Origin of the sequence: Haloferax sp. AB510 (assembly GCF_024136985.1) — an archaeon.
In the GTDB taxonomy this organism is placed as follows: domain Archaea; phylum Halobacteriota; class Halobacteria; order Halobacteriales; family Haloferacaceae; genus Haloferax.
Genome location: NZ_JAMYJY010000035.1, coordinates 11,916 through 32,737 on the forward strand (window position 1 = coordinate 11,916; position 20,822 = coordinate 32,737).

Genomic DNA, 20,822 nt, shown 5'->3' on the forward strand with positions numbered 1-20,822 from the left:
CGACGCGGAAACAATCATGATTGACGGACAAGGTTATGTATCGGCCACCGCAATCGTGAGTCGATGACAGTCGGAGTTTGGATTATCGGAGCCAGAGGTAACGTCGCGAGCGTCTCGATGACCGGGGCGCGCGCAATCGCCCGCGGCGTCGCGGATACGACCGGAATGGTGACGGCCCGCGAACCGGTGGCCGCGCTCGACCTCCCCGCCGTCGACGACCTCGTGTTCGGTGGACACGACATTCGGTCCCAGCGAATCGAGGAGACGGCCGAGGAGATGGCGGGTCACGGCGGCGTCGTGGCACCCGACACCCTCGACGCGGTCCGCGAGGACCTCCGCGAAATCGACGAGCGTGTCGAACTCGGGACCGCGCGTCGGTGCGGCGAAGCGGTCGAAGGAATGTCCTCGGAGACGACAGGGGAGGACGTGTCGGTCGCCGACATCGTCGAGGAGATACGGGCCGACTACGCCGCCTTCGCCGACTCGCAGGGCGTCGACCGGCTCGTCGTCGTGAACGCCGCGTCGACCGAGCCACCGATTCCGACGCCCGGCGACTACGACACGCTGGAGGCGTTCGAGACAGCGGTCGAACGCGACGACCCGAACCTCCCCGCGAGCGCTCTGTACGCGTACGCGGCGCTCCTCGACGGCCACCCGTACATCAACTTCACCCCCAGTACCGGCTCCTCGCTCGGCGGCCTCCGCGAACTCGCGGAGCAAAACGGGGTGCCGCACATGGGCCGCGACGGGAAGACCGGCGAGACGCTGATGAAATCCGCGCTCGGGCCGATGTTCGCGGGGCGGAACCTGCGCGTCCTCTCGTGGGAAGGCCACAACATCCTCGGCAACAGCGACGGTCTGGTCCTCGAAGACGACGCGAACAAGGCGGGGAAGATAGAGAGCAAGGGGAGCCTGCTGGACGATATCCTCGGCTACGAGACCCACAACGCCGTCCGCATCGACTACACGCCGTCACTCGGCGACTGGAAGACCGCGTGGGACCACGTTCACTTCGAGGGCTTCCTTGGGACGAAGATGAAGATGCAGTTCACGTGGGAGGGCGCCGACTCGGCACTCGCCGCCCCGCTCGTCCTCGACATGGTCCGGCTGGCCGCTTTCGCCGACGAGCGCGGTGAGGGCGGGACGATGCCGCACCTTGCATCCTTCTTCAAATCGCCCGAGGGGGTCGACCGTCACGAACTGTCCGAGCAGTTCCGCCTCCTCTACGACTACGCGGAGCGACACGCGGAGGGAGCGTGACGACTCGCAGGTCCTCGGACGCGGCCGCGTCCGGTGCCGGGCGCGTCGTCGTCCTCGATGTCGTCGGACTCCAACAAGCGCACCTCGACGAGGGGCTGGCACCGAACATCGCCGACTTGCTTGCCGGAAAGCCGTCCGGGGCGCTCGAACCGCCGTTTCCGAGCGTCACGGTCCCCGCGCAGACGACGCTCTCGACCGGACAGTCGCCCGCGGCCCACGGCGACGTGTCCAGCGGTGAGTTCGACCGCGAGCGACAGGTCGCCGAGTTCTGGGAGCGCGACCGAGGAACGCGAACGCGGCTGTGGGAGGCCGCGAGCGACGAGGCGGGCCTCACGACGGGCGCGCTGTTCTTCCAGCACCTCATCGGCACGAGCGCCGACGTGGCCGTCACGCCGTCGCCCATCGAAGACGAGGACAACAACCTCATCGAGATGGACTGCTGGACGAACCCCGACGGCTTCTACGACGCCCTCCGCGAGGAGTACGGCCACTTCCCGCTGCACAACTACTGGGGGCCGGTCGCCGACGAGCGGAGCAGCGAGTGGATTCTCGCGGCCGCGCGGGAGTCGATAGCGCGGTACGACCCTGACCTGCTGTGGGTGTACGTTCCCCACCTCGACTACGACGCGCAGCGTCACGGACCCGACTCGCCGGAACTCAGGGAGGCGGTGGGCGTTGTCGACGACCTCGTCGGTGAATTCCTCGACTGGCTCGAAGCGACGGCCCGCTGGTCCGAGACGGCGGTCGGCATCGTCAACGAGTACGGCTTCAACGCGGTCGATACCCCGGCGTTCCCGAACCGGGCGCTCCGCGACGCCGGCCTGCTCTCGGTTCGCGACGACGGCGAGGGTGGCGAGGCAGTAGACATCGCCGCGTCGTCGGCGTTCGCGATGGTCGACCACCAAATCGCGCACGTGTACACCGACCGGCCGGCGGCCGCCCGAGAGGTTCTCGAATCGCTCCCCGGCGTCGACGCCGTGGTCGAGGGCGAAGCGCGGGGCGACGCGAACCACCCGAACGCCGGTGACCTCGTCGCCGTCGCCGACGCGGACGCGTGGTTCCAGTACTACTGGTGGACCGACGACGCCGACGCGCCGTCGTACGCGACGGAGATGGACATCCACGCCAAGCCCGGTTTCGATCCGTGCGAACTGTTCCTCGGCGAGGATGGACTCGTGACGCTCGACCCGACGAAGGTGTCGGGGTCGCACGGTCGCGTCGACCCCGAGACGCGCGGCTTCTACGGCTTCGGCGGGCCGGCGGCCCCCGACGGCTCGTCCGACCGAATCGTCGACGCTCGGCGGTTTGCTCCGACGGTCGCGGACCTGCTCGGTATCGCGGACGACGTATCGCTCGCGTTCGAGCGCCCGTCGCTGTTCGCCGGTCCGCAGGTGTAGGTTCGGCACCGCCGCGAGCGCTCGAACACTGATTTTCCGCGTCGCTCGACGACAGCGAGCGTACGATAGATGCGAAAGAAAAGCCGCCACGGACCGCAGTCGGAACGCGTCTCGCCCGCTCAGTTACCTCCCGAACTCGCGATTTCGATGGTGCCGCGCATCCGGAAGCTGTGAGCGCGACAGACGTACTCCGCCATCGCGTCGGTAACGGTGAACGTGACGCTCTGTGACTCGCCCTGCGTCGCGAGGTACGACGTGGAGATGTCGTTCACGACGGAGTCGTCGCCGCTGACGACCTCGAAGTTGTGGGGCGCACCGTTGCGGTTCGTCCACGTGACCGTGTATTCTCCGCCGGCTTCGAGGGTGAGCGTCGGGTTCGTCGCGTCCGCGATGCCGGACGGCGAGACGCCGGTCCAGCCCTCGTTGCTCTCGGCTTCCAGTTCGATGGTCGACCCCGAGGGGATGGCGTCGCTGCCGCCGTCGTCGCTGCCGCCGTCGTCGCCACCGCCACCGGTCGCCTCGACGTGCGCGGTGACGCGATCGTAGACGAGTTCCAGTCCGTTGCCGGACCCGCCGACGCGCTTCAGTTCAGTGTCGTCAAACCAGACGGTTCCGGTGGCGTTGCCCCAGCCGCCGAACAGTAGGTTGAGCTGGAACTGGCCAGGCGACGCGCCGGTCGAGAACGTCGTCTCGAGCAGTTGCCAGTCCTCGACGGGCTCCGTGTAGTAGTCCGTGACGGAACCCTGTCCGAGGCCGTGGACGTTGATGGTGACGCCGTAGGAACTGCCGATTTCGCCGAAGCCGTCCTCGGAGTTGCTGAAGTCGTCTGATGTCTTGACCCACGCGCGGAAGCGGTACTCGGAGTTTGGTTCGAGGTCGTCGCGGTACTGTGTCCACGACGCGTCAGCGCCTTCCGTGGAGTCGACGCGGACGCTGTAGTCGCCCGTCCGCGCCACGTCCGAGGTGTAGGTGAACTCGGCCGTGCCGCCGTAGGTGATTCCCTCCCAGTTCGCCGGGCTGTCCGGGTCCGACGACGAGTCGGTGCCCGCACTCTCCTCGAACGACGCGTTCGGCAGGACGTTGTTCCCGTCCGGGTCGGTCAGCGAGACGTTGTCGAACCACGCTGTCCCGGTGGCCGTGCCGTAGCCGCCGAACAGGCAGTTGATTTGGACCGTCGTGGTGTCGGCACCCGTGGTGAACGTGGTGCTGACTTCCGTCCAGTCGTTCGTCCCGGTCAGCGGGTCCGTCTCGAAGCTCGTCGTGTGGACGTTGAACAACGCGCCGCGGGCCGAGTCGGCCGCTTGCACGTTCTCGGTCTTTATCCAGCCGCTGAGGGTGTACTCCGTCTCGGGCTGGACCGAGACGCCGTCGACGAGCCAGACCGCGTCCGCACCCTCCGAAGACGTGATTTGGACGCTCTGACTGCCGTCTTGACCGGTGTCCGCGTAGGTGTACTCGGCGGACCCCGCGAACGTGTTCGTCGTCCAGTCGGCGGGCATCGCCGGCTCGCTGCTGCCGGTGCTCTCTTCGAACGAGCCGTTCGAGAGCACGTCGTTTCCGTCCGGGTCGGTCAGCGAAACGCTGTCGTACCACGCCGTCCCGGTCGCCTCGCCGTAGCCGCCGAACAGGCAGTTAATCTGGAGCTCTTCGAGGTCGCCGCTGTTGATCGTGGTGCTCACCTCGGTCCAGTCGTTGGTGCCGGTCAGTCCGGCCGGAATCGTGTCCCACTGCGTGCCCGAGCCCGTGTTCGCTATCTGCTCGACGCTGATGGTCGCGCCGAGCGGGCCCTCGCCGAAGCCGCTTCCGTCCACGAGTTGGACGCTGTCGGTCTTGACGTACGCGGAGAGAGTGTACTCGGTGTTCGGGTCGACCGCGACCGTCGTGTTCCACGAGGCGTCCGCGCCCTCGGTGGATGATACCTGGACGCTCCGATCGCCCTCGTAGCCCGTCTCGGCGTACGAGAACTCTGGCGAGCCGGTGTACGGTGTGGTCGACCAGCCGACGGGCATCGGGTCGGAGTCGCCCCCGGTGTCGCCGCCAACGGGCGTCTCGAACGAGGGATTTTCCATGAGGTTCGGAAGGGAGTCAACGTCGTCCCCGCCGTCGCTCGTGTCCTCGTTGGCCTCGTACGCCGGGATGAAACCGTCGGCGTGGGTCGCGCCGGCGAGCGACGCCGCGTCGACGAGGACCGTGTCCTGATAGTTCGATTCGGCGCTGATCATCTCGTAGACCGCCTCGCCGGACGCGTCGTCGGACGGCGTCTGCGCGAGCGCGACGAGCGCCCACATGGCGACCCGACCGTCCTCGTCGTTGAGGAGGTCGTTGTCGAGAATCGCACCCCGCGTGTCCGTCGTCGACGGCAGGACGCGGAGCGCGGTGAGTCTGACGCCGGCCGAGGAGTGCGTCAGCGCGCCGAGGGCGGCCTGAATCGCGGTACTGTTTCCGGTGTCGGCGTCGAGCGCGCCGAGGCCGTGCATCGTCCACAGCGCGTGAATCGCCGCCGGGTCGAGGCCGGTTTCGTCGAGCGTCTCCGTCGTGACGAGGTCGACGAGCGAGGAGAGCGCGCCCGTCTCGTTCCGTTCGACCAACAGCCGCTGGGCCGTCCGCCGCCAGAACATGTTCGAACTCGACAGCGCGTCGACGAGCTCCGAGACGCTCGCGTCCGCGAGGTCGGTCGGCTCGTAGCCGTCGTCGTCGCCGTAGACGACGCGGAAGAGCCGGGCGGTCGCGTGGTCGCGTACCTCGGTCATGTACGCGTTGCCGGGGCCGTTCTCGAAGCCGCCGGGCGTCGGGTTGTGCTGGTAGATGTAGTTGTACCAGTCGATGAACCACAGCATGCCGTCCGGGCCGACAGAGGAGTACGACGGCGCGAACCACGCGTCGGTCCCGCCCGCGATGTTGTGAGCGTAGTGGGTGTTGTAGCCGGCACCGTCCTGCGAGAGGAAGAACGACCCGAGGACGTGACCCGTGCCGTCGCCGACGAAGCCGGTGTTGTTCCAGTACTTCTGGGGATACTCGCGCGCCGTGTAAATGGTGTGTCCGGTCGCCGCGGTGTACCCGCCGTGGAAGTCGACCTGTCGGACGCGGTCGGTGACAGGCAGGAACCGGTTCGTGTCCGACGCCGCGCCGAAGTCGTTCGGTCCGGTCCCCTCGATGAGGTCGTAGTACTGATGCGGGATGGCGAAGTAGTTGCTCGGTCGCCCGGAGGTCGCCGCCGAACCGAAGGCGAGGCCCTCCTCGGTGAAGCCGAGGCCAGCCTGGTTCCCCGGGAGCGTTCCCACGATTTCGAAGTCCGTGACCGTGCCGCCTTCCAGCTTGAATCGGTAGACTGAGGAGCTGAAGTTCCGCTCCTCGCCGGCGATGGTGCCGCTGAATCCGGAGTACCCGACCTGTCCCCAAATCCAGTTGTCGATGCCGTGGGCCAGTTCGTTGGGGCCGGCGTGAGTGTCGCCGTTACCGAACCCGGCGAACAGGACGTTTCGCTCGTCGGCCTGCCCGTCGCCGTCCGTGTCGACGAGGTGGACCAGCTTCCCGCTCTCGTCGGGGTCGTCGAGGTCGGCGACGACGACGCCGTCGTCGACGACCACCATGCTCGGTGGAATCGAGAGCCCGTCCGCGAAGACGGTGAACTCGTCGGCCTGTCCGTCGCCGTCGGTGTCTTCGCAGACGACGATTTTGTCGCGGCCCTGCCCCAGTTCGTTGGGATAGTCGCGAGTGACCGACAGCCAGACGCGACCCTGTTCGTCGAACTTCGCGTCGAGGATGTTCCCCTTCGCGTCGTCCGGCAGGTCGGACTCGGTGACGAACGGCTTGAGGTCGAACCCTTCCGGCGTAATCGTCCGACGGACCGTCTCGCTGGGGTTCAACGCCCGCTGCATCTTGTTCCAGCTCGTCCCGCTGCCGACCTCTTCTGGGACCTCCGGCGTCAGGAGACTCCCCTCCGGCGGCGGATAGTACGGGATGTCGGCGTCGATGAACTCCAGGTCGTTGAGGACCTTGGTATCGTCGGCGATGGTGTCTTCGTTCTTCGTGACCCAGCGAATCGCGTTCTCGATGAGGGCCTTGAAGCCGTCCGTCGCCCACGGAGCTCTACCGTGACCCCACGCGGTGTAGAAAACGCGCCCGTCTCCCTGCGTGCGAGTCCACGACCACGGCTCGCCCTGGTCGCGTCCCTCGTCGTACTCGGGGATGCTGTCGCCGTCGGGGAACTGCCCGTAGGCGAGCACGTTGATGTCGTCGTTGAGGTTCATGTGGCGATACGTCTCGTCCTGCACCGTGATGGGGTCGAGGGTCGACAGAATCGGATGGCTCGGTTGGGCGAAGCTCGTCGTCATCTCGCCGAAGTTGTGGGCGGCGAACTGGCCGCCGACGAGGTTCATGTAGGCGTCCGACTCGGTGAAACACGCCGAGGCGCTGTGAATCGGGATGAAGCCGCCGCCGTTCTCGACGAACTCGACGATGGACTCTTCCTGTTCCGCGGTCAGTTCTTGGCCGTAGTTCGCGCCGCGGTTGTCCATCATGATCCACGCGTCGTAGCGGTGGAGCACGTCGGGTTCGAGGTCGGCGAGGCGGTCGGTGTACTGGACCTCGATACCCCGGTTCAGCATGTACTCGGTGAGCTGGACCTGCCGGGCGGGCGCGTTGTGACTGCCGCCCTGTGGGCCGCCCATCATGAGGACGCTGATGTTGTCTTCGGCCGGCGGCGGGGTTATCTCGACGCTCCCCCGCATCTGCTCGGGGTGCTCTTCGGCGTAGTACATCGCCATCGACGACTCGGCGGTGAAGCTGACTGTCTGCGAGTCACCGGACCCCCCCATCGTGGAGAAGGACTTCATCACCTCACCGGTCGGGTCCGCGAGCATGAACGTGATATCCTCGTCCATGGCGTTCGAGAGCTCGATTTCGTACTCCTCGCCCTCGTGCATGACGAGCGTCGGGTTGGTCGTGTCCTCCATCTCGGAGGGCGCGGTCGCGACCCACGAGAACGAGTCCGCCGAGGTCTCTATCTCCGTCCCGTTTCGCCAACTGTTGATTCCCTTCAACAGGGAGTCGGTCGTCAGGCCACCCTGGCGCCAGTCGGATATCGCGTCGGCGAGACCCGATCCCTCGATGACCGACTCCTCGTTCGTGTACGCCGCGAGGACGTCACCCTCCGTCGCGACGAGGCGAATCGTGTCGTCGGTGGTAAGCTGTTTCGCCTGTGCGACGCCGCTGGCTCCGAGGAAGTTCGCCGCCCCGACGCCGCTCACTTTCATGAAGTTGCGTCGGTTGATGTTCAGTCCCTCGCTGTCGCCGTCGTCGGGATTCGATTCCCGTGTCGTGTCGTCGTCGTGTGTCATAGTGTGTTGCGTCGGTCGCTGTCGTCGTTGGTCACTGTGCGATTACAGGACTGCGCTGCTCTCGCGAACGGCAACCCAGCCGTGTACCCCGCCAATGCGCCGAACAGACGGCTCTCTCCCCGCGCGCTCGCCCGAATGGACGGCGAGGTGTAACGGGAGTATAGCCATTATTCCCGTCGGCTCATTGATTTGGGCTACCAAATCTCATGAACTAACGTTACTTGAATGTACTGTCCGGCGGCAAGTCGTGTCCACATGTCTCAATGCTTCACTAGCCGGTGAACGTTGGACTGACCCCAATATTGATTACAGTCTGTAGTGTTGCCACGATTGCAAGTATGAACCGCGCATGCACACAGTCAGTCGCACCGGCGGCGACGCCGCGCGGCGTCGAGGTTTCGAACGATGGGGGCGGACCGACCCGACACGAGCGGTCCACCGCGGGTGACCGATGAGCGTCGTCATCGTCGGCACGCTCGACACCAAGGGAGAAGAAATCGGGTTCGCCCGAGACGTGCTCGAAGGGCAGGGCGTCGAGGTGCATCTCATCGACGTGGGCGTGATGGGAGAACCTGAAATCGACCCGGACACCGACGCCGCGGCCGTGGCCGAGGCGGGTGGAAGCACCCTCGAAGCGCTTCGGGAGGCCGGCGACCGCGGCAAGGCCATCGAAACTATGGGCGACGGTGCGGCCGTCGTCGCGTCGCGACTCCACGCAGAAGGCCGACTCGACGGCGTCCTCGGTCTGGGCGGCGGTGGCAACACGTCGGTCGCGACGGCCGCGATGCGCGCGCTCCCAATGGGGGTCCCGAAACTGATGCTCTCGACGATGGCCTCGGGCGACACGGAGCCGTACATCGGCAACCACGACATCGCGATGATGTACTCCGTCGCCGACATCGAGGGTCTCAACCAACTCTCGCGGACCGTCATCTCCAACGCGGCACTCGCGATGGTCGGCATGGTGTCGAACGAGCCTGACGTGGACACCGAAGACAAACCGACCATCGGAATCACGATGTTCGGCGTCACCACGCCGTGCGTCCAGACGGCGCGCGACTGGCTCGAAGCGCGCGGCTACGAGACCATCGTCTTCCACGCGACCGGGACCGGGGGTCGGGCGATGGAGTCGCTTATCGAGGAAGGCGTCATCGACGGCGTGCTCGACGTCACGACGACCGAGTGGGCCGACGAACTGGTCGGCGGCGTCTTGGCTGCGGGCCCGAACCGGCTCGACGCCGCGGGCGAGCGTGGCATCCCGCAGGTCGTCTCGACCGGCGCGCTCGACATGGTCAACTTCGGGCCGAAAGACTCCATCTCCGACGAGTTCGACGGCCGGCAGTTCCACGTCCACAACCCGCAGGTGACACTGATGCGGACGACCCCAGAGGAGAACGCCGAACTGGGTCGAATCATCGCGGAGAAACTTAACGCCGCGACCGGACCGACCACGCTCGCGCTCCCGCTCGGCGGCGTTTCGATGCTCGACGCCGAAGGCGAGGAGTTCTACGACCCCGAGGCCGACGAGGCGCTGTTCGATGCGCTGCGCGAGCACCTCGACGACCACGTGGAAGTCATCGAGTCGTCGGCCAACATCAACGACGAGGAGTTCGCGCTCACGCTCGCGAAGGCCATCGACAGCCGCATGCGAGCGTCGGCGTGAGACGACCGTTTCCGAATCGAGAACGAGACTCGAGGGTCGCGCCCCGAGAGACGATATTCTGAGCGCCGACGCGCGGGGGTTCCCATCCGCAGTCAGTCTCGTAACCTGTTTTCTACCCGGATAATCACAAAGTTTAACTATACCATGACACCATGTCACTACCAGCGTTCCGAAGAAACATGACTGATCAACCAGCGCTAACTGACGAATCCAGGCGACGCTATCTGAAAGCAATCGGGACGGCCGGACTCACGGCCGGCCTTGCGGGCTGTTCCGGTGGGGGCGGTTCCGAGACCGAGAACACCGGCGGCGGGGGTGGCGACGATTCCTCTGGCGGGGACACGTCCGGCGGCGACGACAGCGGCGAAGACTACGAACCCATCGGGAACTTCCCGCCCGAAGGGAACTCTGTGAGCATCGGATTCAACGGGCCGACCTCCGGCGCGTTGGGTCCCGACGGCCAAGACCAGGAGAAGGGCTTCGACCTCGCGGTCAAGCACCTGAACGAGGGCGGCGGCCTCGTCGACTACTGGGACCGACTGAGTGGCGACGGCATCATGGGCTACCAGATCGAGCCGACGAAGGCCGATACCGCCGGCAGCGCCGACACGGCCCAGGACAACATCGACCGGATGATTCAGCGGGACAACATCCAGTTCTGGACGGGCGGCATGTCCAGTACGGTGACGATGGCGATGCAGAACGTCGCCCAGCGGGAGAAGGTTCCGTTCATGGGCGGCAACTCCACGTCCGCCGGCATCTCCGGCGAGAACTGCTCGCGATACTACTTCCACCCGACGTTCCACGCAGAGATTATCGGAATGGCGATGGGCGAGGCCGCGCCCTCGGTCCTCGGCGAAGACCGCTCGCTGTTCCACATCTACATGGACTACTCCTACGGGCAGTCGAACCGCGACGCCGCCCGCAAGTACCTCACCGAGCAGGGGCCGTGGGAGGACGCCGGCGGTGCCGCAATCGCGGAAGGCGAGACAGACCACAGCTCCCAGATTCAGGCGCTCGAAGACTCGGGAGCCGACACGCTGTACTTCTCCAGCTTCGGTAACTTCGCGGCCAGCGGCCTCGCGCAGCTTCGAGACGCCGGCCTGACCGACGACATCGACGTCATCATCCCGCACGTCAGCGCGTTCACCCTCGACCCGCTCGGCGCGGACGCGGAGGGCGTCCTCGGCATGGAGCCGTGGAACCCGAACGCCGACAACGAAGCGAGTCAGGTGTTCGTCGAGTCCTACCAGGAGGAGTACGACGAGACGCCGAACCAGAGTTCGCTGCACACCTACGAATCGATGATGGTGTACGCGGCCGCCGTCGAGGAGGCCGGCACGTTCCACCCGCCGACCGTGGTCCGAACGCTCGAAGAGTTCGAATGGAGCCTCGCGTGGGGCGACTCCTCGTACCGGGCGTGTGACCACCAGGTCGAACGGCCGTGGTACATGGTGCAGGGCGTCGGCGACGACCGCGCCGAGGAACTCGGCATCCGGACCGAAATCGTCGAGACGACCGACCCGCTCGTCTACGAGTGCAGCGAGTTCCCGGCGACCAACTGCGCCATGGGCGACAACGAGTACGGAGACGAGTAACGGCCGGACTAAGCCTCGATACGACGTACCTTACTCCCATTTTCTGCAGTCGGTAATCCGCGAGCGGCAACCGGTGTTCTCGGCCGCGCGCACGCCACTCTCTCACTCGACTGCATTCGCGCCGCGCTGACGCCCGGGACCGTACCCCTGTCGCATCCGGAGAGCGGCCCGCTGGCATGCCAGAAGTCAGCGAAACACAAGATTAACATACTGAAGAATTCATGAATAATCGTGCACACCATGAAGTGCTTACTCACATCTGTACCGAGGTGGAAGCGATGAACATCGACGGTGTCGTCGGATTCCTCTTCATCGCGCTGAGCGTCGCGTCGCTGTACCTGCTCGTCGCGGTCGGTCTATCCATCGTGTTCGGGTCGCTCAAATACGTGAATATGGCTCACGGCGTCCTCTACCTGAGCGGCGCGTACATCGGGCTCCTCATCGCGTCGAGCGAACAGTACGGTGGGCTCTTAGGCGACTTCGGGCAGGTCGGACTCGATTGGGGGTTCGTCCCCGCGCTCGTGTTGACGCCGGTGGTCATCTTCGTCCTCGGCGTCGCCATGGAGCGTTGGATCGCGAAACCGTTCTACGAGCGAGAACTGCTCGACCAGCTGTTGGTGACATTCGGAATCCTCATCGCCGCTCAGGAGCTGGTCGCCATCCTCTTCGGCCGGACGGGGACCATCTACCCCCGACCCGAGTGGCTCACGGGCGCGATTTCGCTTCCCGTCATCGGTACGCCGCCGGGGATGAGCGCGGCCTCGACGATACGCGTCCTCGTCGTCGCGCTCACGCTGTTGCTCGTCGCCGGCATCTTCGCGTTCTTCAAATACACCGACTACGGGCTGGCCGTGCGGGCGGGCACCGAAGACTCCGAGATGACGCAGATGCTCGGTATCCGCGTCGGTCGGCCGTTCCTCCTGATATTCGCCGTCGGTGCCGCGTACGCCGGGCTCGCCGGCGTCCTCGGGGGGTCGCTGTTCAACGTGACCTCCGAAATCGGCATGGAGATAATCATCCCGTCGCTGGTCATCGTCATCATGGGCGGCGTCGGCAGTTTACGCGGGACCGTCGTCGGCGCGCTGCTCGCCGGACTCACCTTCGCGGTGGCGACGGAACTCGAACCGAGCATGACGCAGGCCAGCATCTACCTGCTGGCCATCGTGGTGCTGACGATTAGGCCGAGCGGCATCTTCCCCTCGGCGGAGGTCGGACAATGAGCACGGACAATATCCACAAGACCGTAGACGAAGAATCGTCGTTGATTAGCTGGGACACCTGGGACGGAATCAAGCACACCGAGTCGTTCGTCTTCCTGGCGTCGGTGCTGTTCGTCCTGACGTTCTCGTACGCGTTCGGCCGCGCACCGGTTGTCTCGGACATCTTCCAGGGGTATCACGGACTCGCGGTTACCATCCTCATCTGGTCGATATTCGCGCTCGGGTTCAACCTCCTGTTGGGCCAGACCGGCCTCCTCTCGTTCGGGCACGCCATGTTCTTCGGGACCGCGAGCTACGCCTCGGCGCTGTTCGCGATTCACGTGTACAACGACCCGCTTGCGGTCATCGTCGTCGGGACGTTGGCGGCGGTCGCCCTCGGGGCAATCGCGGCGCTGATTCTCCTGCGCCTCCACACGGTGTACTTCTCCATCGTGGCGCTGGCTATCGGCCAGTTCCTCTATTTCCTCGCCCGAGAACCGCTCGTGGAAATCACGAAGGGCATAAACGGCCTCGAAGTGCCGCGGTCGCCCGTCCTCGGGTTCTTCGAACTGGAACACCAGTACGGCGGGTTCCTCGGCGAACTCATCGTGAACAACCTCTACCTCTTCGTCGGCGTCTTCTTCGTCGCCGTCGTCGTCTCCATCACGCGCATCCGCAAGTCGCCCTACGGGCTCATCTTCAAGGCGATTCGCGAGAACGAGACGCGGACGGCGTTCGTCGGTCTCGACGTCTGGCGCTACAAGTTCGCGGCGTTCCTCCTCTCCGCGTCCATCGTCGGCCTCGCCGGCGGCCTGATGGCCGTCAACACCCAGTTCGCGGGCGTCGAGCGACTCTACTGGTCCGTCAGCGGTGATGTCGTCGTCATGACCGTCCTCGGCGGCCTCGGCACGCTCGCCGGCCCGGTCATCGGGACGTTCGTGTTCTTCTACTTCAAGGGCATCGTCAACGGCTTCCCGACGCTCGGCAACTACTGGCTGCTCCTGCTCTCGCTTTCGTTTACCACGGTCGTGTGGGTCTACCGCGACGGCATCTGGGGGATGACGACCGCCCTCACCGGCGCGCTCCGCGAGCCCAGAGAGCTGCTTGACTCCCTCACGGGTGGCGACTCAACCGGCGACTCCTCGGGAGGTGAAAACTGATGGCGCTGCTCGAAACCCACGGACTCACCAAGGAGTTCGGCGGGCTCACGGCGCTCGACGGCGTCGACATCGAAGTCGAAGAGGGCGAACTCGTCTCGCTCATCGGCCCTAACGGCGCCGGCAAGTCCACGCTCATCAACACCATCACCGGTCGGCTGCGTCCGACCGAGGGCGAGGTGTTCTACGCCGGGAACGAACTCGTCGGCATGAAGCCGTTCGAAATCGCCCAACTCGGCGTCGGCCGGTCGTTCCAGACGGCGTCAATTCTCCCCGAACTCACGGTGCGCGAGAACGTGCAGGTCGCGTCGTTCGCGGCCGAACACGGCTCGTTCCGGGTCAACTTCTTCCGCCGGCGGGACTCGTTCGACGAGGTCCAAGCGCGGACGAACGACATCCTGGAGACCATCGGCCTCGACTCGAAGGCCCGGATGGAAGCCGGTTCGCTCCCCTACGGGGACAAGCGGCGCTTAGAGGTCGCCATCGGACTCGCGACCGACCCGGACCTGCTGTTCATGGACGAGCCGACCGCCGGCATGTCGCCGACGGAGACCGAGATAACGGTCGACCTCATCCACGACCTGCTGGCCGACTGGGGGATGACCATCTTCCTCGTCGAACACGACATGGACATCGTCTTCGACGTGTCCGACCGCATCTTCACGCTCCACCAGGGACGGCTCATCGCGCAGGGCACCCCCGAAGAGATTCGGGAGAATCCGGCCGTTCGCGAGGCGTACCTCGGAGGTGGGGAACAATGAGCCTGCTCGAACTCGACGACGTGCACGCCTACTACGGGCCGAGCCACATCCTCCGCGGCGTCTCCCTCGACATCGACGAGGGCGAGGTCGTCACGCTCCTCGGCCGCAACGGCGCGGGGAAGACGACGACGGTCCGCAGCATCGCCGGGACCGAACCGCCGGCGATTCGGTCCGGGTCGATTCGATTCGACGGCGACGACATCACGGACTGGCCGGCCGACAACATCGCCATGGGCGGCATCGGCGTCGTCCCGGAGGGTCGGCGACTGTTCTCCGAACTGACGGTCGAGGAGAACCTCGAGATGTCGAAAATCACCCGTGGCTGGTGGAACACAATCCGTCGGGGCGGACTCGGCGGCGGCGAGAGTACGATGTCGATAGACGAGCTGTACGACCTGTTCCCGCGGCTCGACGAGCGGCGGGCCCAACAGGCCGGGACGCTCTCGGGCGGCGAACAGCAGATGCTCTCCATCGCGCGGACGCTCAGGCTCCCGAACCTGAAACTGCTGTTGCTGGACGAACCGACCGAGGGACTGGCCCCGCAAATCGTCAAGACGGTGGGCGACTCCGTCGCGGAAATCGCCGACCAAGGGCTGACGGTGCTCCTCATCGAGCAGAACGTCCGCGAGGCGCTCCGCATCGCGGACCGCGGCTACGTGCTCGACCAGGGAGACATCGTCTACAGAGGCACCGTGGACGAACTCGAATCCGAGGACCTCGACGAGTACCTCGTCGTCTGACCGCGCCGAACGCGCGACCCTCGGCGCGACCGACGCGCTCTTTCTCTCCCACCTCGCTTCCGTTTCGGTCCGTTCTCGTTTCGATTCTCTCCTCAGTTCTTGTTCCGGCTCTCGTTCCAGTTCCTGCCCCCGCACTCAGTCTCACATTTCGGGGTCGGTTCTTCACCCCCAGTCGCCGTCAGTCAGTCGACAATATTATTTCGTGACACTCGAACACACGGGACATGAAACGGACCAACCGACGACGATTTCTCGCCGCGTTCTCCTCGTCCGCGTTCGCGTTCACCGCGGGGTGTCAGCGACCGGTCGCGTCAGCGTCGCAGAGCCACCCCGTGTCCGAGCCGGTCACCTCGTGGCCGACGTTCCGCGGAGGACGGTTCAACACCGGCTACATCGGCGACGTGTCCCCACTCGACTCGGAACCCTCGGTGGAGTGGACCTTCGAGGCCGACGGGGCGTTCTGGGGGAGCCCAATCGTCGCCGACGGCATCGTCTACATCGGGAGCGCAGATAGCTCGCTGTACGCCATCGACGCCGAGACCGGCGAGAAACGGTGGTCCTTCGAGACCGGACACAGAATCGAGGGGACGCCGGCTTACGCCGACGGCATCGTCTACATCGGGTCGTACGACAAGCACCTGTATGCTATCGACGCCGAGACCGGCGAGGAGCGCTGGTCCCGGGCGTTCGGTGGGCTGATTCGAGGGAGCCCGACGGTCTGGGACGGGACGGTCTACACCGGCGTCGGCTGTCACAACCTCGCGTGCGCGTGGTACGCGGAGGAGGCCAACGTCTCGGAGACCGGATGGGTGTACGCGCTCGACGCCGAGACCGGCGAGACGGAGTGGCAGTACGAGGTCGGCGACGAGGTCGTCAGCAGTCCGGCGGTCACGGACAACCGCGTGTACGTCGGCTCCTCGGACGAGGCGCTGTACGCGCTGTCGCGCTCGACCGGCGAGGTCGAGTGGCGGTACGAGACCCGCGACATGATCTGGTCGAGCCCGGCGGTCGCCTACGGCTCCGTGTACTTCACCGACTGGAACGGCAACGTTCACGCCGCCGACGCGGCGACGGGCGAGCGAGAGTGGCTTGCCGACACGGCGGGCCGATACATCTCGGGTTCCGTCGCGGTCGGCGAGGAGGCCGTCTACGTCGGTCACACGCCGTACAACACCCTCGACGACCCGACGACGAACCACGCGAAGGTGTTCCGCTTCGACCGCGAGAGCGGCACTGAGAACTGGAGTTTCGAGACGCCCGCGCTGGAGGTCGGGAGCAGCCCCGTCCTGACGGAGGACACGCTCTACGTCGGGACGCACCGACAGTCGGACGGCGACGGCGTCGGCGTCCACGCCATCACGACTGACGGGCAAGAAGAGTGGTTCATGGAAATCGACGGGCGGGGCGTCGGGTCCAGCCCGGCGCTCGTCGACGGGCGACTGTACTTCGGCGGGACCGACGCGAAGGTGTACGCGGTCGAGTAGTCCGACTGTACGCGAGACCGCCTCCGCGACGACTGGTTACCGAAGCGGTAGCAATCGCTCGAACGAGAACGTCTCGAAAGCCCTCAGAAGTCGATTTCCTTGAACTTGCGCGCTTGATTCTCGATGGCTTCCTCCGTGGCGAGGCGCTCGATGCTCGACGCGCCGAAGAAGCCGACGACGCCCTCGGTGTTGTTGAGGACGTACTCCGCGTCGTCGGGCCACGCGATGGGGCCGCCGTGGCAGATGACGTGCACGTCGTCTCGGACCGACTTGGCGGCGTCGTGGTGCGCCTGCACGCGCTCGGCCGCGTCGTCGAGGTCGAGCGCCGTCTCCGCGCCGATGTCGCCGGAGGTCGTCAGCCCCATGTGGGAGACGATGACGTCGGCGCCGGCTTCGGTCATCGCTTTGGCCTGCTCTTCGGTGAAGACGTACGGGCACGTCAGCATACCCTGCTCGCTCGCCTCGCGAATCATCTCGACTTCCTTGTCGTAGCCCATCCCGGTCTCTTCGAGGTTCTTCCGGTAGCTGCTGTCCTCGTCGATGAGTCCGACGGTCGGGAAGTTCTGGACGCCGGAGAAGCCGCGACGACGCAGGTCTTCGATGAACACGCTCATCTCGCGGAAGGGATCGGTCCCGTTGACGCCGGCGAGCACCGGCGTGTCTTCGACGACCGGGATGACCTCGTGGCCCATCTCGACGACGATTTCGTTGGCGTCGCCGTACGGCAGGAGACCGGCCAGCGAGCCCCGACCGTTCATCCGGTAGCGTCCCGAGTTGTAGATGATAAGCAGGTCGACGCCACCGCGTTCCGCGAACTTCGCGGAGATGCCGGTTCCGGCACCGGCGCCGATGACGGGGTCACCGGATTCGATCGTGGATTCGATACGGTCGAGTGATTCAGCACGAGTATACTTCATCCGAGTTGACAGGCCATCGCATACGACTTTAATATTTCGGAAGAATCGACCGGGGGCCGGACGTCCTCGACGGTGACCGCCTCGACCGAACCGGTCTCGATAAGAAGGCGCTGGTCCGCGCGAATCAGTTGCCCGGGAACTCGCCGGGCGGGAAGACCGTCGCGTCGTCGTCCTCGCGAATCACGGCCTCCGGACCGGGCGGGCAGTACACCGCGAGGAAGCGAAGCGGCTCCCACGAGGTGTTGATGGTGCTGTGTTCGACGCCGCTGGGGATGTGAACCATGTCGCCCGCGCCGACCGTCCGGGTCTCGTCCTCGATGGTCTGTTCGCCCTCGCCGCCGAGGAAGTACAGTATCTCCTCGCTGTCGGGGTGCGTGTGTCGCTCGTGGCCCTTCCCGGGTTCGAGCAACACGACACCGGCGCTGAGTCCCTCCGAGCCGGTGACCTCGGGCGTGTTCATCCACTTCAGCGTTCCCCAGTCCAGTTGAATCGTCTCTACGTCGTCCGCCTGGACGAACCGCTTTTCGGATACCATGACGTGTTGAGTCAAACAGTATCAATTATTAAATATTTTGGTGGCCGAAACGCGGTCAAAAGTTCGTCGAGCGTTCGCGGGCGATTCACGCTGTTTTCGAGAGGAGAATGGAGGCGTAGAGCCGAAGCCAACGAACAACGCGACTGAACTAGTGGTAGGTGGCCTCACACGGCGATTCGTCACTATTCGAGTCAGTGGCGGTCACGTGGACGCTCCGTTTCGTTCGCGTGTTGTAAATTATTAATAGACCAATACAATCGCGGGGCGAACCGTGACGGAATCGGGCGGTGACTGAGGGACGGACGCTCCGAGAACGAGCGGAATCAGACCGACGTACGGGGATTTCCTGCTCGTTGGTCCCGAGCGACTGTTCTACTCACGCGGACGGGACGGGGGACGACCAACGACGACAGCCGTTGTTCGCGCGTCGAATGCGTGTGATGTGGTGACGAACCGAATAGCCCTCGAACATTCATTTTCATATCGAAAATCTAACGCGGGGTCACGAGGGTGGAGACTCTCTGCGCCAGTGATCGGCCCGTGTCTTCGATAGACATTACAATTGTAGGTCCGTGACGGACCCATTACACTCATATGTCTGTAATATTTACCCACCACCGCTCCACAGCGTCCGCGGTTTACGAGACGAGGAGAAGTTAGTCGTGGGGTCAACCACCCAGTTCTGTACGATACGTTCCGTATAGGCGTGAGACCCTTCGTGACGCTAGCGCTCCCGCGAGTCCCGCGGGAAAAGCGACCGTCGCGCGGGTACAGTCCGTTTACGAGATCTCAACCGAACTGCTCCGCGGCGGGCGATGAGACCGTCATTCGAGGGCGCAGATGAAACGCGAGTAGAGAGCCCAAAACAGCATTTTCGAAATGTGAAGTTCGGTATAGCGTCGGCAAAAGTGCCGAATACCGTCGTCAACGAAGTCGCTCCGTCGTCATCGGGCCGCTCAGAACAGCGCGCCCGCCTGCAAGACCGCCACGAGGACGGTCAGGACGCCGACGCTGGCGACGGTGGTGGTGAAGATGGTCGTGCTGAGATACTCCGGGGCGGTGATGCCGTCGACCGCCGTCTCGTCGGCGTACTCGATGGTGAGCGCCAGCGGGATGACTGCGGCGGGAGTGGCACACTCGAGGACGAACACCTTCGCGACGGTCGGGTCGCCGAACCCCAACGCGAGCGCGAGGCCGAACCCGACGAGCGGCGCGACGACGAGTTTCAGCGCCGTCGGCGCGAGCGACCGCGATATGACGGACACGTTGGTCTCCGCCAGCTGGATGCCGAGGATGAGCAACATGACCGGAATCGAGGCGTCGCCGACGAGTCCGACGGTCTCCATGAGCGCCGAGTCGACCGGCGGGACGAGGTTGAGTGCGCGAGCGATGACGCCGGCGATGATGGCGTACAGCAGTGGCAGTCGGAATATCTCGGTGACGGCATCGAGGACTCCGTTGTCGGTGCCGTTCGACGCGATGTAGACGCCGAGTGTGTACACCACGAGGTTCTGGATGGTGAGGTAGATGACGGCTGTCGTTCGTCCGACCTCGCCGAAGGCGAACCCGGAAAGCGGGATGCCCACGAATCCCGAGTTCGGGAACGCCGCCGCCAGCATGAGCGCGCCGAGGAGCGGACCCGACTCGCCGGCGAGTCGGCCGACGCCCCACGCGATGGCGATCATAAGGAGTGCGTAGCTGACGACGCCGACGCCGAGTTTGAGGACTTCCCCGCCGTCGAGAGTCGTCGTGGCGATGCTGTGGAACGCCAAGGCCGGGATGAGCACGTACAGTCCGAGCGTGTTTATCGGTCCAACGTCGATGTCCGTCGTTCGCGCCAAGAGATAGCCGACGACGGAGACGCCGAGAATCGGGAGAATCGCATTCGTGAACGCCCCCGTCAACGACATGCGTTGTCCTCCGCGGCGGGTTGGCTCGGCGGTCTGGAAAGTTCGACTAACACTCTGCGCTGTCGCTGTCGGCTCATGTCACTCCCATATCGCTTCTGGTATAAATAGTATCGGAGACCGTTACGTGTAGGCCGGAAGCCGTGGTCACGCTAACAGACAAACCGATATTCGGATGGTGGCCAAGGTCAACCACGCCTCGTTAGTATTGTTCTATTACTGAGTTTTTATCCGCGTGGGGGGAAACTAGAATACACATTAAATCAGTAGATACGGCTATACCACCGTTTATTTTAATAAATTAAATTGGCTTACTAGAGCCGATAGAACCCACATATCTCTAAAATACGTATAGAATTGAAATTATTTGAGTTATCTAAATTATCTAAATATTTTGAAGGATAGAGCCTAGATGGCAGTATGGTTTGAATTGAACAATTTTAATTCCATGTTCGGTCTACATAGGTAGGCCCGACAAGTCGAGCGGTATCTTACTCGGAGCGCATGCACCCCCGCCCCACTGTCCATAATGATTTATAAACCACGAATATCGTAGTCACGTATCACCGTGAAAAGTATAGTAACGAATTGCTGGTGAGACTACTACCGTCGAAACTGGACGACCTGGGGCCGCAAGAGTCGAATTACCGTCCGCAGTCTCGTCTCGGTGATTCCGAACAATCTCATTCGGCGCGACAGCAGAACCCGGGTCCAGAAAACATACTCAATTGATGAATAACTCGCCGGCTTACGCTTCGTCGAACATAACAGACGCTACGCGTCTGTTGGCTCGACGAGTCGTTTCACTCCTCGTCGAACAGCGTCTCGCCGTCGACCATGTGCGCTTCGACGGTGTCCATGTCCA

General features: G+C 64.4%; 13 protein-coding genes. 9 read left to right on the top strand and 4 right to left on the bottom strand.

Going from position 1 to position 20,822, the window contains the following annotated elements:
- Window positions 1–63: 63 nt before the first annotated feature.
- Window positions 64–1,260, top strand: coding sequence for an inositol-3-phosphate synthase (locus NKF06_RS08845; RefSeq protein ID WP_253245181.1), 1,197 nt, complete (start codon window positions 64–66; stop codon window positions 1,258–1,260).
- The gene (locus NKF06_RS08850) at window positions 1,257–2,657 is read left to right on the top strand and encodes an alkaline phosphatase family protein (protein ID WP_253245182.1); all 1,401 of its coding nucleotides are present in this window, start codon (window positions 1,257–1,259) and stop codon (window positions 2,655–2,657) included. Before NKF06_RS08845 ends, NKF06_RS08850 begins: the two co-directional genes overlap by 4 nt.
- A gap of 119 nt (window positions 2,658–2,776) precedes the next feature.
- Here the strand turns inward: NKF06_RS08850 and NKF06_RS08855 are convergent, their stop codons facing one another.
- On the bottom strand, window positions 2,777–7,996 hold the full coding sequence (locus NKF06_RS08855) for a PVC-type heme-binding CxxCH protein (protein ID WP_253245183.1): 5,220 nt from the start codon (window positions 7,994–7,996) through the stop codon (window positions 2,777–2,779).
- A 451-nt stretch (window positions 7,997–8,447) separates the two neighbouring features.
- Between NKF06_RS08855 and NKF06_RS08860 the strand changes: the two genes are divergently transcribed.
- The 7 genes from NKF06_RS08860 to NKF06_RS08890 all read left to right on the top strand — a co-directional run bounded on the left by NKF06_RS08860 (window position 8,448) and on the right by NKF06_RS08890 (window position 16,598).
- A complete protein-coding gene (locus NKF06_RS08860; RefSeq protein ID WP_253245184.1) occupies window positions 8,448–9,659 on the top strand; it encodes a Tm-1-like ATP-binding domain-containing protein in 1,212 nt (403 codons plus the stop codon).
- A 179-nt stretch (window positions 9,660–9,838) separates the two neighbouring features.
- Window positions 9,839–11,257, top strand: a complete 1,419-nt coding sequence (locus NKF06_RS08865) for a substrate-binding protein (protein ID WP_253245185.1) — start codon at window positions 9,839–9,841, stop codon at window positions 11,255–11,257.
- A 278-nt stretch (window positions 11,258–11,535) separates the two neighbouring features.
- Window positions 11,536–12,477, top strand: a complete 942-nt coding sequence (locus NKF06_RS08870) for a branched-chain amino acid ABC transporter permease (RefSeq protein ID WP_042664448.1) — start codon at window positions 11,536–11,538, stop codon at window positions 12,475–12,477.
- Window positions 12,474–13,616, top strand: a complete 1,143-nt coding sequence (locus NKF06_RS08875) for a branched-chain amino acid ABC transporter permease (protein ID WP_042664451.1) — start codon at window positions 12,474–12,476, stop codon at window positions 13,614–13,616. Before NKF06_RS08870 ends, NKF06_RS08875 begins: the two co-directional genes overlap by 4 nt.
- Window positions 13,616–14,374: an ABC transporter ATP-binding protein gene (locus tag NKF06_RS08880; protein ID WP_004971745.1), complete on the top strand. Its 759-nt coding sequence runs from the start codon at window positions 13,616–13,618 to the stop codon at window positions 14,372–14,374. Before NKF06_RS08875 ends, NKF06_RS08880 begins: the two co-directional genes overlap by 1 nt.
- Window positions 14,371–15,114 carry an ABC transporter ATP-binding protein gene (locus tag NKF06_RS08885; RefSeq protein ID WP_042664456.1) on the top strand — a complete coding sequence of 248 codons (744 nt, stop codon included), beginning with the start codon at window positions 14,371–14,373 and terminating at the stop codon, window positions 15,112–15,114. The genes NKF06_RS08880 and NKF06_RS08885 overlap by 4 nt, the downstream gene beginning before the upstream one ends.
- Window positions 15,115–15,338: 224 nt before the next feature.
- Entirely contained in the window at window positions 15,339–16,598 is a 1,260-nt protein-coding gene (locus NKF06_RS08890; protein ID WP_253245186.1) for a PQQ-binding-like beta-propeller repeat protein, read from the top strand.
- Between the two features lie 83 nt (window positions 16,599–16,681).
- Here NKF06_RS08890 and NKF06_RS08895 read toward each other — a convergent pair whose 3' ends face one another.
- The 3 genes from NKF06_RS08895 to NKF06_RS08905 form a co-directional block, all read right to left on the bottom strand.
- Complete coding sequence (locus NKF06_RS08895; protein ID WP_042664462.1) at window positions 16,682–17,515, bottom strand: phosphoenolpyruvate hydrolase family protein; 834 nt, start codon at window positions 17,513–17,515, stop codon at window positions 16,682–16,684.
- Window positions 17,516–17,639: 124 nt separating this feature from the next.
- Complete coding sequence (locus tag NKF06_RS08900; RefSeq protein ID WP_042664465.1) at window positions 17,640–18,050, bottom strand: cupin domain-containing protein; 411 nt, start codon at window positions 18,048–18,050, stop codon at window positions 17,640–17,642.
- Between the two features lie 956 nt (window positions 18,051–19,006).
- Window positions 19,007–19,960 (bottom strand): AEC family transporter, encoded by a 954-nt coding sequence (locus tag NKF06_RS08905; RefSeq protein WP_253245187.1) that lies wholly within the window; start codon window positions 19,958–19,960, stop codon window positions 19,007–19,009.
- Window positions 19,961–20,822 lie beyond the last annotated feature (862 nt).

Excerpts from the sequence above, each read along its gene's own strand:
- NKF06_RS08845 (WP_253245181.1), top strand. The coding sequence starts at position 64 with ATGACAGTCGGAGTTTGGATTATCGGAGCCAGAGGTAACGTCGCGAGC.
- NKF06_RS08855 (WP_253245183.1), bottom strand. The coding sequence starts at position 7,996 with ATGACACACGACGACGACACGACACGGGAATCGAATCCCGACGACGGC.
- NKF06_RS08860 (WP_253245184.1), top strand. The coding sequence starts at position 8,448 with ATGAGCGTCGTCATCGTCGGCACGCTCGACACCAAGGGAGAAGAAATC.
- NKF06_RS08865 (WP_253245185.1), top strand. The coding sequence starts at position 9,839 with ATGACTGATCAACCAGCGCTAACTGACGAATCCAGGCGACGCTATCTG.
- NKF06_RS08870 (WP_042664448.1), top strand. The coding sequence starts at position 11,536 with ATGAACATCGACGGTGTCGTCGGATTCCTCTTCATCGCGCTGAGCGTC.
- NKF06_RS08875 (WP_042664451.1), top strand. The coding sequence starts at position 12,474 with ATGAGCACGGACAATATCCACAAGACCGTAGACGAAGAATCGTCGTTG.
- NKF06_RS08880 (WP_004971745.1), top strand. The coding sequence starts at position 13,616 with ATGGCGCTGCTCGAAACCCACGGACTCACCAAGGAGTTCGGCGGGCTC.
- NKF06_RS08885 (WP_042664456.1), top strand. The coding sequence starts at position 14,371 with ATGAGCCTGCTCGAACTCGACGACGTGCACGCCTACTACGGGCCGAGC.
- NKF06_RS08890 (WP_253245186.1), top strand. The coding sequence starts at position 15,339 with ATGAAACGGACCAACCGACGACGATTTCTCGCCGCGTTCTCCTCGTCC.
- NKF06_RS08895 (WP_042664462.1), bottom strand. The coding sequence starts at position 17,515 with ATGAAGTATACTCGTGCTGAATCACTCGACCGTATCGAATCCACGATC.
- NKF06_RS08900 (WP_042664465.1), bottom strand. The coding sequence starts at position 18,050 with ATGGTATCCGAAAAGCGGTTCGTCCAGGCGGACGACGTAGAGACGATT.
- NKF06_RS08905 (WP_253245187.1), bottom strand. The coding sequence starts at position 19,960 with ATGTCGTTGACGGGGGCGTTCACGAATGCGATTCTCCCGATTCTCGGC.